Origin of the sequence: Paenibacillus sp. tmac-D7 (genome assembly GCF_006519665.1) — a bacterium.
GTDB classification, from domain to species: Bacteria; Bacillota; Bacilli; order Paenibacillales; family NBRC-103111; genus Paenibacillus_G; species Paenibacillus_G validus.
Genome location: NZ_VIDW01000054.1, coordinates 1 through 16,396 on the forward strand (window position 1 = coordinate 1; position 16,396 = coordinate 16,396).

At 56.2% G+C, this 16,396-nt stretch carries 16 protein-coding genes and 1 pseudogene; all 17 read right to left on the bottom strand.

Annotated features, from left to right (window positions below; all coding sequences use genetic code 11):
• Positions 1 to 673: pseudogene (locus FKP33_RS23490) on the bottom strand (hypothetical protein); the annotation flags it as partial.
• Between the two features lie 397 nt (positions 674 to 1,070).
• Entirely contained in the window at positions 1,071 to 1,694 is a 624-nt protein-coding gene (locus FKP33_RS23495; protein ID WP_306439391.1) for a ribonuclease HII, read from the bottom strand.
• A 320-nt stretch (positions 1,695 to 2,014) separates the two neighbouring features.
• Positions 2,015 to 2,890 (bottom strand): ribosome biogenesis GTPase YlqF, encoded by an 876-nt coding sequence (gene ylqF / locus FKP33_RS23500; RefSeq protein ID WP_141336509.1) that lies wholly within the window; start codon positions 2,888 to 2,890, stop codon positions 2,015 to 2,017.
• A 42-nt stretch (positions 2,891 to 2,932) separates the two neighbouring features.
• Positions 2,933 to 3,517 carry a signal peptidase I gene (lepB, locus tag FKP33_RS23505; RefSeq protein WP_230876013.1) on the bottom strand — a complete coding sequence of 195 codons (585 nt, stop codon included), beginning with the start codon at positions 3,515 to 3,517 and terminating at the stop codon, positions 2,933 to 2,935.
• 74 nt (positions 3,518 to 3,591) lie between these two features.
• Positions 3,592 to 3,933: a 50S ribosomal protein L19 gene (gene rplS, locus FKP33_RS23510; protein ID WP_054800300.1), complete on the bottom strand. Its 342-nt coding sequence runs from the start codon at positions 3,931 to 3,933 to the stop codon at positions 3,592 to 3,594.
• A gap of 202 nt (positions 3,934 to 4,135) precedes the next feature.
• Positions 4,136 to 4,888: a tRNA (guanosine(37)-N1)-methyltransferase TrmD gene (gene trmD, locus FKP33_RS23515; protein WP_054800298.1), complete on the bottom strand. Its 753-nt coding sequence runs from the start codon at positions 4,886 to 4,888 to the stop codon at positions 4,136 to 4,138.
• Positions 4,885 to 5,409, bottom strand: a complete 525-nt coding sequence (gene rimM, locus FKP33_RS23520) for a ribosome maturation factor RimM (RefSeq protein WP_141336510.1) — start codon at positions 5,407 to 5,409, stop codon at positions 4,885 to 4,887. The genes trmD and rimM overlap by 4 nt, the downstream gene beginning before the upstream one ends.
• A gap of 67 nt (positions 5,410 to 5,476) precedes the next feature.
• On the bottom strand, positions 5,477 to 5,707 hold the full coding sequence (locus FKP33_RS23525) for a KH domain-containing protein (RefSeq protein WP_054800297.1): 231 nt from the start codon (positions 5,705 to 5,707) through the stop codon (positions 5,477 to 5,479).
• Between the two features lie 22 nt (positions 5,708 to 5,729).
• Complete coding sequence (rpsP, locus tag FKP33_RS23530) at positions 5,730 to 6,002, bottom strand: 30S ribosomal protein S16 (protein ID WP_054798473.1); 273 nt, start codon at positions 6,000 to 6,002, stop codon at positions 5,730 to 5,732.
• A 59-nt stretch (positions 6,003 to 6,061) separates the two neighbouring features.
• Entirely contained in the window at positions 6,062 to 7,429 is a 1,368-nt protein-coding gene (gene ffh / locus FKP33_RS23535; RefSeq protein ID WP_054800296.1) for a signal recognition particle protein, read from the bottom strand.
• Positions 7,430 to 7,467: 38 nt separating this feature from the next.
• On the bottom strand, positions 7,468 to 7,818 hold the full coding sequence (locus tag FKP33_RS23540) for a putative DNA-binding protein (protein ID WP_054798472.1): 351 nt from the start codon (positions 7,816 to 7,818) through the stop codon (positions 7,468 to 7,470).
• A 325-nt stretch (positions 7,819 to 8,143) separates the two neighbouring features.
• Positions 8,144 to 9,142 carry a signal recognition particle-docking protein FtsY gene (gene ftsY, locus FKP33_RS23545; protein WP_127604588.1) on the bottom strand — a complete coding sequence of 333 codons (999 nt, stop codon included), beginning with the start codon at positions 9,140 to 9,142 and terminating at the stop codon, positions 8,144 to 8,146.
• Positions 9,143 to 9,294: 152 nt separating this feature from the next.
• Positions 9,295 to 12,870: a chromosome segregation protein SMC gene (smc, locus tag FKP33_RS23550; protein WP_141336511.1), complete on the bottom strand. Its 3,576-nt coding sequence runs from the start codon at positions 12,868 to 12,870 to the stop codon at positions 9,295 to 9,297.
• A 114-nt stretch (positions 12,871 to 12,984) separates the two neighbouring features.
• Complete coding sequence (gene rnc, locus FKP33_RS23555) at positions 12,985 to 13,689, bottom strand: ribonuclease III (protein ID WP_127604592.1); 705 nt, start codon at positions 13,687 to 13,689, stop codon at positions 12,985 to 12,987.
• A 117-nt stretch (positions 13,690 to 13,806) separates the two neighbouring features.
• A complete protein-coding gene (gene fabF / locus FKP33_RS23560) occupies positions 13,807 to 15,045 on the bottom strand; it encodes a beta-ketoacyl-ACP synthase II (protein WP_141336512.1) in 1,239 nt (412 codons plus the stop codon).
• 179 nt (positions 15,046 to 15,224) lie between these two features.
• Positions 15,225 to 15,458 (bottom strand): acyl carrier protein, encoded by a 234-nt coding sequence (gene acpP / locus FKP33_RS23565; RefSeq protein WP_141336513.1) that lies wholly within the window; start codon positions 15,456 to 15,458, stop codon positions 15,225 to 15,227.
• A 164-nt stretch (positions 15,459 to 15,622) separates the two neighbouring features.
• Positions 15,623 to 16,363: a 3-oxoacyl-[acyl-carrier-protein] reductase gene (gene fabG, locus FKP33_RS23570; protein WP_054798548.1), complete on the bottom strand. Its 741-nt coding sequence runs from the start codon at positions 16,361 to 16,363 to the stop codon at positions 15,623 to 15,625.
• Positions 16,364 to 16,396: the final 33 nt, after the last annotated feature.

Here is a 16,396-nt window from a genome sequence, read left to right on the forward strand (position 1 = left end):
GGCCGCCGGCCTCTTTGACCTGCTGCAGCAGTACGCGTACCGCTTCAACCAAGGCGCGCGTCTGCGGAGACAATGCCTTCCCGCCCTGATCTTCCTTCTCAACCGTGCGCGTTAATTGATCCAGCATTTCATGCAGCGGCGGGCCTTGAACAGCTTGTTTTAGAGAAGCTACGGTGTCCGGAGTCAGCGGAAGACCTTTTTGATAAGCGATCACAGCTGTCGGCAACCAGTTTTCCTGCGGAATGTCGGAAGACATCCGGGCCTGCAGCGCCGCAAAAGCCTGGACCGTTTCTTTCGACAATGCAACGCCGGACTGATGCAGCAGCTGAAGAAGCTGCCGGTTTTCGGGCGTGTCGCTCATCCCCATCGATTTCAATACTTCCCCCAGCGAACCGTCGGCTATTTGAACCTGCGAGGTCTGCAGCGGCTTCAACACAATTTGACCGCCCTTCGACTCCGGCTGCACCTGCAGCATGGTCACTTCCCCTTGCTTTAACGGCGCTTCCAATTGCGCGCGTACCTGAACCCCGCTAATATTGATCAAGGCGTCCTGGTCCGAGAACGTCTGCAGAACCATCCCTTTCACGACTTGCCCGGCCTTCAGTTCCAAGGACTTCGGCTCTTGAACCTGAGCGTCGCCGATCAAGCCGCGTAACAACCCGCTAATATTCACCGCTGCCCCTCCTTCGTCTCCCTGACCTGCCATGCCAACCATAACGATACTCTCGTATTTGAATTTCTGCGGAATGAACGGATTTTAAAAAATAACAGAATTTCCCATTACGCAACCTATATCCCGATTCACCTATCATAGCTCGGCCATGATCCTAACCGATAAACGGAAGCGCCTTGCTGCTCATGGAACGACCCATCCGCCTGCGTGCAATCGTTCCGGGCGCGCGCAGCCGCTGCATATGTCTGCTATTTGTTAATGCCTGTCCTAACGACTTCTCCATAACGTTCTGCCAGCTAAACGACAAGCCGGCCTGGGACGCTTCACTTCCTTCGCGCCCCTGCCGGCTTACGGTTCCGGTACTTCTATATATCGGCAGCAGCTGCTTGACATTTCACTAAAACAACACCTGCTGCTCAAATTCGATATTTCTCAAAAACGTTCGTCGGTGCAGCGGCGAAGCGCCATAAGCGGCAATGCGTTCGCGATGCAGCTTGGTTGCGTACCCTTTATGTATGGCGATACCGTATTCGGGAAACTCCAGGTCCCAGGTTTTACACATCCGGTCTCTTGTCACTTTGGCGATGATCGACGCCGCCGCAATAGATTGACTCAACGCATCCCCATGGATGACGGCAAGCTGTTCGCAAGCGACGTCCACATTCTCCGCGTCGACCAACAGCATGTCCGGCTCCGGCTGCAGCTGCTCCACCGCTTTCTTCATAGCCAGCCGCGCCGCCTGCTTGATGTTGATTCGCTCGATCGTCGCCACGTCGACGACGCCGATGCCGATCGCCAGCGCTTGCTGCCGGATTACGTCAAACAGCGCTTCCCGCTTCTTCTCGCTCAGCTTCTTGGAATCGTTCACACCCTCCAGGACAAGCCCTTGCGGCAAAATAACGGCCGCCGCCACCACATCCCCGAACAAGCATCCCCGGCCGACCTCATCGACGCCCGCGATATGCCTTTTCCCTTGTTCCCATAACTTGCGTTCATAGTCCAGCATGACATCCAACCGCACTCTCTCCCTAACTTGTCATGATGTACCATTATAACGCGAACACCGGCTTCTGACCATCCCTGAAACCTGAACTGTACGTACGCTTCTGCAGGCAAACGTCTTGCTCGTATAGGAGCGCGCAGCCTTTCGCAGCATATGGAAAAAGCCCGGCGTTGACTCGAACGCCGGGTTCACTCTTCTATGATTGCGCCGTCGCGCAAGGACTCGGTCTGCTGCGCATGCAGTTTTACGCAAGAAAATCGCCATTCTCGGCGAAGGCTCTCCGTTTGCTTTACCCGTAACGTCATCCCTCTATGCTACTGCGGCTGCTGCTCCTTCAGTTAAGCCTGAACTTCATCCGGCATTTCCAAAGTAATCCGCCCCAGCTTGCCTGCCCGAAGCTCGCGCAGGATGGCCAGAGATGCCTTCTCCAGGTCGACGCGTCCGCCGCTGACAAGCGCTCCGCGTTTCCGGCCGATCGCTTCCATCAAAGCTACAACCGCATCCGTATCGGACGGGTCGGCAGGCACCTCGTTGACGCCGAACCGCTCCCCCACCGCTGCCGGGTAGCGCGAGACCAAATATCGCATCGCGAACAAGGCGATTTCTTCCGGCTGCAAAATTTCTTCTTTGATCGCGCCGGTAGCGGCGAGTCGGAACCCGACTGTCTGATCTTCAAACTTCGGCCATAGAATGCCCGGCGTATCGAGCAGCTCCATCTCCGTACCGACCTTGATCCACTGCTGCCCTTTCGTTACGCCCGGCTTATCCCCCGTCGCCGCCACCTTGCGGCCGGCCATCTTGTTGATCAGCGTCGACTTGCCTACGTTCGGTATGCCGACGATCAGCGCGCGAATCGCGCGCGGATTCATGCCTTTGCGAATCTGCGCCTCGATCTTCGCAGACAGCAGCTGCTTGCTGCGCAGCAAGATCTCACGGGACGGGTTGCCCCCTACGGCGTCGATCGGCAGCGCGGGAAGGCCCTGATCGGCAAAAAATTCAACCCACCTGCGCGTAGCCTCGGGATCGGCCAAATCACTTTTATTTAACAGCACGAGCCGCGGCTTGCTCTGTAAAATCTCATCGATCATCGGATTCCGGCTGGACAGGGGAATGCGCGCATCGAGCAGCTCGATCGCCAGATCGATCAGTTTCAGCTTGTCTTGAATTTGACGCCGCGCCCGCGTCATATGTCCCGGGAACCATTGAATCGTCATGTTATCGTCACCTCGCCTAAGTATACATAAAGCCTGACCCGGTTAATGGATCAGGCTGATTTTATCGAGCGGCCAGTAAATGACATCCGCCCGTCCAATGATATGATCATACGGCACAAAGCCTACGCGGCTGTCCCGGCTGTCCAGGCTGTTCGAACGATTGTCGCCCATCGCGAACAAGCTGTTTTCGGGCACAGTTTGTTCCGCAAAATTGTTCAGTCGGTTATAAGGTACGCCCTTCTTCGCAGCTTCATCCAACGCTTCCTTCAAATAAGCTTCTTCGACCTGCGTGTCGTTGACGTACACTTTGTCGCCCTCTACCCGGACTTTATCGCCCGGTAAGGCGATGACGCGTTTTATGTAGTCTCTGCCGTCGGGAGCGAGGAATACGAGCACTTCGCCGCGTTTCGGCTCACGGAACTTGTACAAAATTTTGTTCACGATCATTTTTTCGCCCGTGTAGAAATTCGGCTCCATAGACGGGCCCTCTACGACGAACGGGGAGCAAATAAGCCAGCGTATGATAATCACAAGAGCTGCCGCCAGCAGCAGCGCCTTCGTCCATTCCCAAGCTTCGTTCTTGACCGAATTCGCTTTTTTCACGGATTGTTCCTGTCCCTGCTCCATCGGCGTTCTACCCCTTTGCATCGTGCTGAAAAAATAGAACAGGGGCTTGCCTGAACAAGCCCCCGGTGTTCTTCTTATCGAATTTCTTGAATTCTTGCTGCTTTACCGCGAAGGCCGCGCAGATAGTAGAGCTTCGCGCGACGGACTTTACCACGGCGAGCCACTTCAATCTTGTCGATCTTCGGAGTATGAATCGGGAACGTTCTTTCAACGCCGACACCGTAAGAAATTTTTCTTACCGTGAACGTTTCGCTGATTCCGCCGCCGCGACGTTTAATTACAACGCCTTCGAACAGCTGAATCCGCTCGCGCGAACCCTCGATAACCTTAACATACACTTTCAACGTGTCGCCAGGACGAAAGTTCGGAATGTCGCTGCGAAGCTGTTCCTTCGTAATCTCTTGAATCAAATTCATGGATGACTCCCTCCTTCCACACAGGTGTTCTTGCCGCTTCTTAAGATGCCTGTCTTTTCATTCGTCACGCGCAGAGGACCACCGTACTCGTGGCAAAATGCCACAACGTCAAATATCATAACATAAACTCGTGCATTATTCAATATGAACTTCCGGATTTCTCCTGCTTTTTTGCCTATGTAATTTCGGTCGGACGAGTCCCTCAATCGGCTTCCGTCCGATCACGTTCCGCTTCGAATTCCGCCAGCCACTTGCGATCCTTCGGGGTAAGGTCGGCAGCTGCCAGCAGATCGGGCCGCTTCTTCCAAGTCCGGTACAACGATTGCTTGCGGCGCCACTCGTCAATATGTCCATGATGCCCGGAAATGAGCACATCCGGCACGCTCCAATTGCGGAATGTGGCAGGCCTGGTGTAGTGCGGATACTCCAGCAAACCGGTGCTGAACGAGTCCGTCACCGCTGACATTTCATTACCCAGGACGCCGGGCAGCAGCCGCACGACACTATCGATCACAACCATGGCCGGCAGCTCGCCGCCAGTCAGGACGTAATCGCCGATCGACAGCTCGTCGGTTACCAGATGCTCGCGAATCCGTTCGTCGTAGCCTTCGTAGTGGCCGCAGATGAAGATCAGATGCTTGTCCGCTGACAGCTCCTCCGCTTTCTTTTGCGTAAAAGGCTCGCCCTGCGGGCACATGAGGATGACTCTCGGCTTCGTTTCGTCTTTCGGCGTTATGTCTTCCACCGCGGCGAAGATCGGATCGGGCTTCAGCACCATGCCGCCTCCACCGCCGTACGGGTAATCGTCAACCGTGTTATGCTTGTTGTTCGCGTAATCCCGAAAGTTGACGGTATGGAGCTCTACAAGCCCTTTCTCTCTCGCCTTGCCGAGAATGCTGGAGGTAAACACGCCTTCGAACATCTCCGGAAACAGCGTCAGCACGTCGATCCTCATAGGTCGAGCAAGCCTTCCATTAATCGGGCTGTCACTTTCTTCCCTTCGACATCCACATCCAAAATGACGTCGTCGATGTAAGGAAGCAGAAGCGGTTTGCCCTTCGGACGTTTCACGACCCACACGTCGTTGGCGCCGGGGGATAAAATCTCGGTAATTTCCCCGAGCGTTTCGCCCTCTTCCGTTACCACCGTACAGCCGACGATCTCATGATAATAAAACTCGCCCTCCGGAAGCTCCGACAAGTATTTTTCCTCGACCTTCAGCAGCCAGCCTTTGTACTTCTCCACCTCGTTGATATTCCCGAATCCCCGGAAGCGGATAATGAACATCGTTTTATGCTCCCGGGCCGACTCGACTGTGACAGGCAAGGTCGCCGATGAATTCGGATCGACGAACACCAGCTTGCTGCCAGGGGCGAAGCGTTCGTCCGCAAAATCGGTTTGCGGCACGATTTTTAATTCGCCGCGAATGCCGTGCGTATTGACGATTTTACCGACCGTATACAGCTTTTCGCTCATCGTAATCTCAGGGCCTCCTTAAACAAGAAAAGGGTTAGGAAGCAGCTCCTAACCCTCATCATTTCCATTATGATACGATTTCAACCGAAACACGTTTCGATTCCTTCACTGCAGCAGAAGTGACCACGGTGCGAAGCGCCTTGGCAATGCGTCCTTGCTTTCCGATCACTTTCCCGACATCGTCGGGGTGAACGGAAAGCTCGAACGTAATATTGCGTTCGTCTTCGACCGTATTCACACGTACGTCATCCGGATGATCGACAAGCCTCTTCGCTATTACGAGAATCAGATCTTTCATCGTACCCTCCGAATCTTACAGATTACTTCTGCAGTTTGGATTCGTGAAACTTGGTCATGATACCTGCTTTGCTGAACAGGCTGCGGACCGTATCGGAAGCTTGAGCACCGTTTTGAAGCCATTTCAGTGCTTTTTCCTCGTCAATATTTACAACAGCGGGTTGAGCCACCGGATTGTAAGTACCGATTTCTTCGATGAAGCGACCGTCACGCGGGGAACGGGAATCCGATACCACCACACGGTAGAAAGGAGCTTTGTGAGCGCCCATACGTTTAAGACGAATGCGAGTTGCCATGTTAAAATTCACCTCCCTGATAAGATAAACGGCGTAAAAGCCGCGCGCCTTTCGGCTATTTAGAACGGGAACTTCATCCCGCGGCCTAACTTCTTGAGGTTTTTCATCTGTTTGGCGCCTTTCGGCCCCATCATACTGGAGAACTGCTTCATCATCTTGCGCATATCGTCGAACTGCTTGATGAACCGGTTCACGTCCTGCACGGAATTGCCGCTGCCAGCAGCCAGTCTCTTGCGTCGGCTTGGACTCAGCAAATCCGGATTTTGCCGCTCTTCCTTCGTCATCGACTTCACAATCGCCGCAATTCGCGCCATTTGCTTGTCGTCCACCTTGACGTCCTTCATGCCCTTGAGCTTCCCTGCCCCCGGCAGCATATCCAGGATCTGATCAAGCGGGCCGAGCTTCTTGACTTGTTCCATCTGATCGAGGAAATCGTCGAAGGTGAATTCCGCCTGCCGCAGCTTGCGTTCCATTTCCTTGGCTTTATCCGCGTCGATGCCGGCCTGGGCCTTCTCAATCAGCGTCAGCATGTCGCCCATGCCGAGAATCCGCGAAGCCATCCGCTCCGGATGGAACGGTTCGAGCGCATCCATCTTCTCGCCCATCGCCGCGAATTTGATCGGGCAGCCGGTGACCGCTTTAACGGACAACGCAGCTCCGCCGCGCGTATCGCCGTCGAGCTTCGTCAACACGACACCGGTCAGCTCCAGCTGTTTGTGGAAGCTTTCGGCTACGTTAACCGCATCTTGTCCGGTCATCGCGTCCACGACCAGAAGAATCTCGTCCGGACTAACCGCCTGGGCGATTTGCTTCAGCTCGTCCATCAAGTTCTCGTCGATATGTAAGCGGCCCGCGGTATCGATGATCAAATAATCGTTATGATTGTCTTTCGCATGCTGCAGCGCTTGCCTCGCGATGTCTACCGGGCTCACCTTGTCGCCCAGCGCGAATACCGGAATTTTCAGCTGCTCGCCGAGCACCTGGAGCTGCTTAATCGCAGCCGGCCGGTAAATGTCCGCCGCCGCAAGCAGTGGACGGTGGTTTTGCTGCTGAAGCATCTTCGCCAGCTTCCCCGTCGTCGTCGTCTTACCCGCACCTTGCAAACCGGCCATCATGATCACGGTCGGCGGCTTGTTGGCGCGAGCCAGCTTGCTTTGCGTCCCGCCCATCAGCGCGGTCAGCTCTTTGTTCACGATATCGACGACGACCATGCCCGGCGTAAAGCTTTGCAGCACTTCTTGGCCGATCGCCCGTTCTCTCACTTTGGCGACGAAATCTTTCACGACTTTAAAGTTGACGTCGGCTTCCAGCAGCGCGAGACGAACCTCGCGAAGCGCTTCGTTGACATCGTCTTCGGTCAGCTTTCCTTTGCCTCTCAGCTTGCTGAAGACGCTTTGCAGCCGGTTGGATAATCCTTCGAATGCCATCCGTCGTCACCACCTTTAAGGAGGAATATCCCCCGCGTTTAGTCGAGTGTTTGCAGCCGATCCGCCAGCTCAAGCAGCTGACGCTTCTCATCGTCGGGCAGCGCGTCCGCTAGAGCGGTCATTCGCTCCAATAGCCGTCCGCGCTCCTCATGCTTGACGAGCAGATTCAGCTTCGATTCGTACTCTTCAAGCACGGATTCGGCACGCTTTATATGTTCGTAGACCGCTTGGCGGCTAATATTGAACTCCGTTGCGATTTCCCCGAGCGAATAATCGTCGTGAAAATAATGCTTCATAAACACTTGCTGCTTCTCGGTCAGCAGACGTTCATAAAAATCGAACAGCAGGTTGATCCGATTGGTTTTCTGGAGGACGCTCTCTTCCGACATCCGCGCCTCACCTCCGTTAAGGTAAAACACTTTACAGCAGACAACATCACTTATCATACTGAAACGATCAACAGATGTCAAGCTTTTCTCCTTGTCAGGCTATAAGCGGAAGATGCGCGCCGCACGCCTTGCCCCTGCAGGACACTCAGTCAACTGTTGGATGGCTCCTCAGGCTGATGCCGGGCTCGCGCCGACTGCTCTCCAATTGCAACCAGACTGTTCTCTGCTTTCGGATTGCTCTCCGCCAGCGCCCAAGATATACACACGGACAGGCCCCGGCCCATCCACGGTTTGGTCTCGGCAGCAGGCTTCCGCCTGTTCACTGCTAACTTTGGGACGTCTCTTCCTTCTCCGCTTCCACCCATTTGTTAAACAACGCGTGTACGAACTGATCGGAGTCGAACGGCTGCAGATCGTCCATCTTCTCGCCGAGGCCGACGAATTTCACCGGCAGCTTCAGCTCTTGACGAATCGCCACGACGATACCGCCCTTGGCCGTCCCGTCCAGCTTCGTCAGGACGAGACCGGTTAGCCCGGACTTCTCGTCGAACAGCTTCGCTTGCATCAGCGCGTTCTGACCGGTCGTCGCGTCGAGCACAAGCAGCACTTCGTGCGGCGCATCCGGCACCTCCCGGCGGATGATGCGGAATATTTTATTCAGCTCTTCCATCAGATTCACTTTGTTCTGAAGCCGTCCCGCCGTATCGCACAGCAGCACGTCGACGCCTCGCGACTTGGCCGCTTGCAGCGCATCGAACATGACCGCCGCCGGATCGGACCCGGCCTGCTGCTTGATGACGTCGACGCCGACGCGCCTCCCCCATTCTTCAAGCTGCTCGATCGCACCGGCACGGAACGTGTCGCCCGCGGCAAGCAGAACGTTCTTGCCTTCCGACTTGAGCATATGCGCCATCTTGCCGATCGTCGTCGTCTTGCCGACACCGTTGACGCCGACAAACAGAATGACCGTCAGCCCGCTGGCAGCCATGTTCAATGCGGCGTGCTCTTCCCCCTTCAGCAGGGCGATGATCTTCTCCGACAAAATCGGCTGCAGCTCGCTCGGGCTCTCAATTTTGCGTTTACGCACCTCGGCGCGCAGCTCCTCGATCAGCTTCAGCACCGTATTTACGCCAACGTCCGCCCCGATCAGAATCTCTTCAAGCTCCTCGTAAAACTCCTCGTCGATTTTTTTCCGGCGCGTGAACAAATCCTCGACCCGTTCGACGAACACATCCCGCGTCTTGGCAAGCCCTTCTTTAAACTTGCTCGTCACCGCCTCGGCTTTGGACGAAATGCTTTCCTTCAATCGTTTAAAAAAACTCACGAAACCATCCACCTTTTATGTAAAATAAGCGAATCTTCTTCGGTTATCGGCGTAAATTAAGATACCACAGTTCCGCTATTTCCGCCAAACGTGCCGAAGGAAGCTACCAGGCCGGGAGCCGCACCCGGGAAGGGCGAGCCTGCTAGCCCGGATCAGCCGGCCTCCATAATCGCTTCGTCTTCCTCCAGCCGGACGGACACGAGCTTGGACACGCCGCCTTCCTCCATCGTCACGCCGTACAACACATCGGCTTCCTCCATCGTGCCTTTGCGGTGCGTCACCACGATAAACTGCGTTTGCTGCGAAAACTCGCGCAAATATTCGGCGAAACGAGTGACGTTCGCTTCGTCCAGCGCCGCCTCCACCTCATCGAGCACGCAGAACGGCACCGGCTTGACGCGGATGATCGAGAACAGCAGCGCGATCGCAGTCAGCGCACGCTCGCCGCCGGACAGCAACTGCAGGTTTTGCAGCTTTTTGCCGGGAGGCTGAGCGACGATTTCGATGCCCGTATCGAGCAGGTTATCCGGCTCGGACAAGATCAGATCCGCGCGGCCGCCGCCGAACAGCTTCGCGAACACGACGACGAAGTGAGAGCGGATCGCGTCGAACGTTGTGCGGAATCGCTTCGCCATTTCTTCGTCCATCTCGCGGATGACCGCATACAGCGCCGTCTTGGCCTCAACCAAGTCGTTCTTCTGCTCCGACAAAAACTGGAACCGTTCATTGACGCGCTGATACTCCTCGATCGCCCCCAAGTTGACATCGCCTAAAATCGAAATTTCGCGTTTCAGGTCGCGCACCTTGTTTTGCGTACCGAGCACGTCCTCCGGCACCGGAAACCGCTCCTTCGCCAGCTCGTAGCTCAATTCGTAGTCCTCGGACAGCTTCTTCAACAAGTTCTCGAGCTCGACATCCAACCGGTTCACCCGAACCTCGGTTTGCCTCAGCTGCTCCTCGACCGCACGCAGCTCGTTGCGCTGCTCCTTCGTCTTGTTCTCCTCCGCTTCCAGCTTGGCCACGCCGCTTGCCCGTTCGGCCCGTTTCATGTCCAGCTGTTCGGCGACCTCTTGCTTCTTCAGCTTTAATTCGTTCAGCTGCTCAATCTGTCGAATCGTCGCCTGATCATGATTGTCCATGTCCGCTTCCAGCTGCCGTAGCGCAGAACGGCATGCTTCCAGCTCGGTCCGGATCGACTCCAGCTCCGCCGACATCCGGCGTTCCTGCTCTTGGAGCGATTGCTTCTCCTGCATTTGGGAGGCGACCTTCACTTTCAGATCGGTCAGCTGCGACTGCAGCTCTTCCTTGGCGAACTCGCTTGCCTTCCGGCGAACTTCCGCATCCCGGATCGCTTGCTGCAGATCGGCCTCCTCCTTCGCAAGACGCTCCAATGCTTCCAGGGCGGCAGCGCGTTTGCGCTCCAGCTCCGTGCGTTCCGCCGAGAGCGACTCATCGTCGGCCCCGTACAGCTCCAGCTGCTCGGCCGCCTGCTTCGCTTCGCTGTCAAGCGGCGCAAGCGATGCGCGAATTTGCTGCTCCTCGATGCGCCGGGTTTCCCCAAGAGCGCGAAGCTCGTCCAGCTCTTTGTTCGCATCGGCGACTTCCTGCCGCATCGCTTCCGATTTCGCACGCAGCTCGCGCAGCTGCGACTGGGAGACGGCGATTTCTTTATCCATCTCCTCGATTTGCCGCTTACGGCTGAGCAAGCTGGTCGTTTTCTTCTGCTGGCTTCCCCCGGTCATCGAACCGCCGGGGTTGACGACGTCCCCCTCCAGCGTAACGACGCGGTAACGGTATTGAACGCGCGCCGCAATGCGGTTCGCCACCTCAAGCGTCTGGGCGACGATCACATTGCCGAGCAAGCTGCCGACGATATGCCGGTACGTCTCCTCAAACTGCACGAGATCGACCGCTATGCCGACGAAGCCGTCCATGCCTTGAATGGCGCGCTGTTCGCTGTCCGGAATGGAACGCCCGCGGATGACATCAAGCGGCAGGAACGTGGCGCGTCCGAGCTGACGGCGCTTCAGGAAGGCGATCGCTTCGCGGCCTTCCGCCTCGCTCTCGACGACGACATGCTGCAGCGCCCCGCCGAGTGCGGTCTCCATCGCCACTTCCACCTGGGCAGGCACTTTCACAAGCTCGGCCACGGCGCCGCGTATCCCGCGAAGATCGCCGCGGCTTTTGGCCTTCAGCACTTCCTTAACCCCGTGCATGAAGCCGTCGTAATCGCTGGCCATTTCGTTCATCGTGTCCCGCCGTGAAATAAGCGCATCCAGCTTTTGCTCCCACTTGCGCACCGTCGCCTGCGTTTCGTCCGAAAGCGTCTGCTTCGCGCGCAGACCTTGGTTCACCTGCAAATAACGGTTACGTACCTCCTCGATGCCGGCGACCGCTTGCGCGAGCCGGAGCTCCAGCTCAGCTTTACGCGCCGCAATGCCGTCCTGCTGCTCCCGCCATTTGCGGTGCTCGTCGCCGAGCCGGCCCATGCGCCGTGACAGCGCCTCCAGCTGCTGCTCCGCATAACGCGCTTCGTTGCGTGCATTCGCCGTTTGGTTCAACAGCTCGAGCAGCTCGGTCTTCAAGCGGTCTTCTTCGGCGCTGCTGATGCCGCCGGCTACGCCGAGCAGCCGGTCCTCCTCGGCCCGCAGCATCCCTTGCGTTTCGGCGAGCCTGCCTGCGACCGCCTGCAGCTTCCCGCGCAGCTCCCCAAGCTCAGCCTGCTTGTCCGCCAAGCGGCCTTCCTGCTGCCTCGCCGTAATTTCCAGTTGCGCGCGATTCGAAGCGTAGTTCTTCTTCCGCTCCTTCAGCACTTCGCCCTGGCCTTCGCATTTCTCGAACTCCTCACTGATTTGCAGCAAGCTCGCCTGCAGCCCTTCGACGACTTCTTCCAAGCGCCGCAGCTCCCAGCGGTCGGTCTCAAGCTGCGCATCGTGCGCGCTGACGAAACCAGCAAGCTCCAGCTGAGACTGCTTCAACGTCTCCAGCTTCGTGTTCGTATCCGCCCACGTCTCGTAAATCTGCTCGATTTGGTACACGTACATGGCGATTTCGCTCGACTTCAGCTCTTCCTTCAATTCCTTGAAGCGAATCGCCTTCTCGGATTGCGTGCGAAGCGGATCCAGCTGATCCTCGAGCTCCGACACCAAATCATGAATCCGAAGCAGGTTTTGCTCGGTTTCCTGCAGCTTTTTCTCCGTTTCCTTCTTCCGCGATTTATATTTGACGATCCCCGAAGCTTCTTCGAAAATACCCCGGCGGTCCTCCGATTTCGTACTTAAAATTTCCTCGATCCGGCCCTGCCCGATAATCGAGTACGCTTCCTTTCCAATCCCGGTATCCATGAACAGCTCGGTGATGTCCTTCAAACGGCACGGCTGTTTATTAATTAAATATTCGCTTTCCCCGCTCCGGTGCACCCGCCGGGTCACGGTCACTTCGTTAAAATCAAGCGGCAGCGATTGACTGGCATTATCCAGCGTCAGCGACACCTCGCCGTAATTGACCGCTTTACGCGCATCGCTTCCGGCAAAAATGACATCCTGCATATTGCCCCCGCGCAGCGATCTCGCACTTTGCTCCCCGAGCACCCAGCGGATGCCGTCGGAGATGTTGCTCTTGCCGCTTCCGTTCGGGCCGACGACCGCCGTAATGCCTTGCACGAACTCCAGTTCGGTGCGGTCGGCGAATGATTTGAAACCCGAAAGCTCAATACGCTTTAAAAACAAATTGGCTCACCTCTTACGGCTATTGTAACACATCCTCAGCGCTTCGTAGATCCCCCGATCCCGGTCGGGCCGCAAAAAAGAAACGGCGACCACCGGCCGCCGCTCCTCCTTGCTTTACGATTGCACCGTTCTTACCTTCAAAGCTTCAAGCGCCCCGGCAGCCGCATGCTGCTCCGCTTCTTTCTTGGAGCGCCCCGCCCCTTGCCCGAGCATCCGATCGTGCAGAAACACTTCGGCGATAAACACCCGCTCGTGCGCCGGTCCGCGTTCGTCCACGATTCTGTACTCAAGCGGACCGAGATTGTGCTGCTGCGTATGCTCCTGCAGCAAGGTTTTGTAATCGGCCGTCAATAACCGACCCTGCTCCGGCAGGTAAGGAAACATATGCCGCTGCAAAAACATGCGCACCACCTCGAGTCCCTGGTCCAGATACAGCGCCCCGATGAACGATTCGAACACGTCCGCCAAAAGCGCAGGCCGGGTGCGTCCCCCAGTCAGCTCTTCGCCTTTGCCTAGCAGCACATAAGAACCGAATTGGAGCTGCTCGGCAAAACCGACGAGCGAAGGTTCGCAAACGATTGAAGCTCTCAGCTTCGTCAATTCTCCTTCTGTCCGGTCCGGGTATTTCTCATATAAATATTCGGATACCGTAAGTTCCAACACCGCGTCTCCCAAAAATTCAATGCGCTCATTGTCCTTATGATGACCCATGCGGTGCTCGTTCACGTAGGACGAATGCGTAAACGCCTGCCTTAGCAGGTCCGGATTCCCAAACGGGATGGACAGCTCCGATTGCAACTGTTTTAAATTACGATGCATGTCGTATCACCTTCGTATAGGCTATTGGTTATGAGGCTGGGCGCCTAATGCGTAACTTCCGCCAAGCTCGCCCAGCCCCATTAAACATCGTGCAGGATCAAATTCTGGTGAGGCAAGTTACGCCTCGTATTTTTTCAAAATGATGGTGGCGTTGTGGCCGCCGAAGCCGAACGAGTTGGACATCACGATGCCGAGATCCGCCGGACGCGCCGTGTTCGGCACGTAATCCAGATCGCATTCCGGATCTTGATTGTCGAGGTTGATCGTCGGTGGAATAATGCTGTTCTTCAACGCGAGCGCGCAGATCAGCGCTTCGACACCGCCGGCCGCCCCAAGCAGATGACCCGTCATCGATTTGGTCGAGCTGACCGCCAGCTTGTAGGCATGGTCGCCGAACGCTTTCTTGATCGCGGTCGTTTCAGACCTGTCCCCGACCGGGGTCGACGTGCCGTGCGCATTGATGTAATCGATCGCTTCAAATGGAATACCGGCGTCCTTGACCGCTTTCACCATGCAGCGGGCCGCGCCGTCCGGATCAGGATCGGTCATATGGTACGCATCGCCGCTCATCCCGTATCCGATCACTTCGCCGTAAATACGGGCGCCGCGCTTCTGCGCATGCTCCAGCGACTCCAGAATCAAAATCCCGGCCCCTTCCCCCATCACGAAGCCGTCGCGGCCTGTATCGAACGGCCGGCTCGCCTTCTCCGGCTCGTCGTTGCGGGTAGACATGGCGCGCAGCGCACAGAAGCCGGCCACGCCCGTCGGACTGATCGTCGCTTCCGCACCGCCGCAAATCATCACATCGGCATCGCCGTGCTGGATCGTTTTGTAGGCGTCGCCGATCGAGTGCGTTCCCGTTGCGCAAGCCGTAACCGCCGTGCTGTTCGGGCCTTTTGCGCCGGTGATCATCGAAATTTGGCCCGATGCCATGTTCGCGATCATCATCGGAATGAAGAACGGACTGACGCGTTTCGGTCCTTTTTCAAGCAAAATCTTGTGCTGCTCTTCCCATGTCGACAAACCGCCGATTCCCGAGCCGACATACACCCCGACGCGTTCGGGATCGGTTTGCTCGCGAACGTCGAGCTGCGCGTCCTTCAACGCATTCAGCGTCGCCGCAACGGCGAACTGAACGAAACGGTCCATGCGGCGCGCTTCTTTCTTATCCACATATTCTTCAACAACGAAGTCTTTAATTTCTGCAGCAATCCGTGTAGGGTACTCGCTTACATCGAACGATTCGATGGTGCTGACCCCGGATTTCCCCGCAAGCAAGTTCGACCAGAACGTTTCCACTTCGCGGCCGAGCGCGGACATAACACCAAGACCGGTTATCACGACTCTTTGCTTCACTATAAACCCACCTCTATGAATATGGTTGCACCGAGACCGGCATCGTCCGATTCTCGTTTTCACCAGAATTAGTAGCCAATTACGTCAAACAGGAGAGCGCTTATATACCGGGCTTCGCTCCTCGTTAGGCGGAGATGGAGATAAGTCCCGTCGCTTAACAGTAACGGGACTTATACGTCTTACGTATGAGATTTTATGTACTCAACTACTTGACCTACAGTAGTGATTTTCTCTGCGTCTTCGTCAGAGATTTCCATATCAAACTCATCTTCCAATTCCATAACCAACTCCACTACATCGAGAGAATCGGCACCTAAATCATCTTTAAACGATGCTTCCAAGGTCACTTCCGCCTCATCAACGCCAAGACGGTCAACGACGATTCGCTTTACGCGATCTATTACGTCGGACATCCGGTTCACCTCCTCTTTGGTATTATACTTAACTTATGGACAAATTGCCATAGCCAGCCCCAATCGCAGTTAAAAAAACACGAGGACTTCCGTTTTCGACGCATATCGCCCGAAATCGGGCGTTTACGACCGAATACCTTTGCTCATTGTTGCCGTGGCGTCCGTTACATATACATGCCGCCGTCGACGTGTATCGTTTGGCCGGTCATGTAAGACGCATCGTCGGACGCCAGGAACCGCACCGCTTTCGCGATATCTTCCGGCTTCCCGAGACGGGCGAGCGGAATTTGCTGAAGCAAGCCGGAGCGCAGTTCTTCGGACAGCTTGTCGGTCATGTCGGTCTCGATAAAGCCCGGAGCAACACAGTTGACCGTTATGCCGCGGGAGGACAACTCCTTCGCAGTCGCCTTCGTCATCCCGATGACGCCGGCTTTGGCCGCCACGTAATTCGCCTGTCCCGCGTTGCCGAGCGCGCCGACGACCGACGAAATGTTGATGATGCGGCCGGAACGCTGTTTCATCATCGGACGCGTCGCCGCTTTCACACAATTAAACACGCCTTTAAGGTTCGTTTCGATCACTTGGTCGAACTCTTCCTCTTTCATGCGCATGATCAAATTGTCGCGCGTAATGCCGGCGTTGTTGACCAGAATGTCGATGCGGCCGAACGTCTCCAGCACTTGCTTGAACATCTCGTCCACTTCCTGCGAAGAACCGACATTCGCCCGCACCTTGAACGAACGGCGTCCGAGAGCCTCGATCAGCGCGACCGTCTCCGCCGCCGCCGCTTCGCTGCCCGCATAATTGACGACGACATCGGCGCCCGCTTCGGCAAGCGTAACCGCGATGGCGCGGCCGATCCCGCGCGATGCGCCCGTCACGAGCGCCACTTTTCCCGTAAGCATACGTTATCCCTCCCAGATTCGCGGAACTCCGAT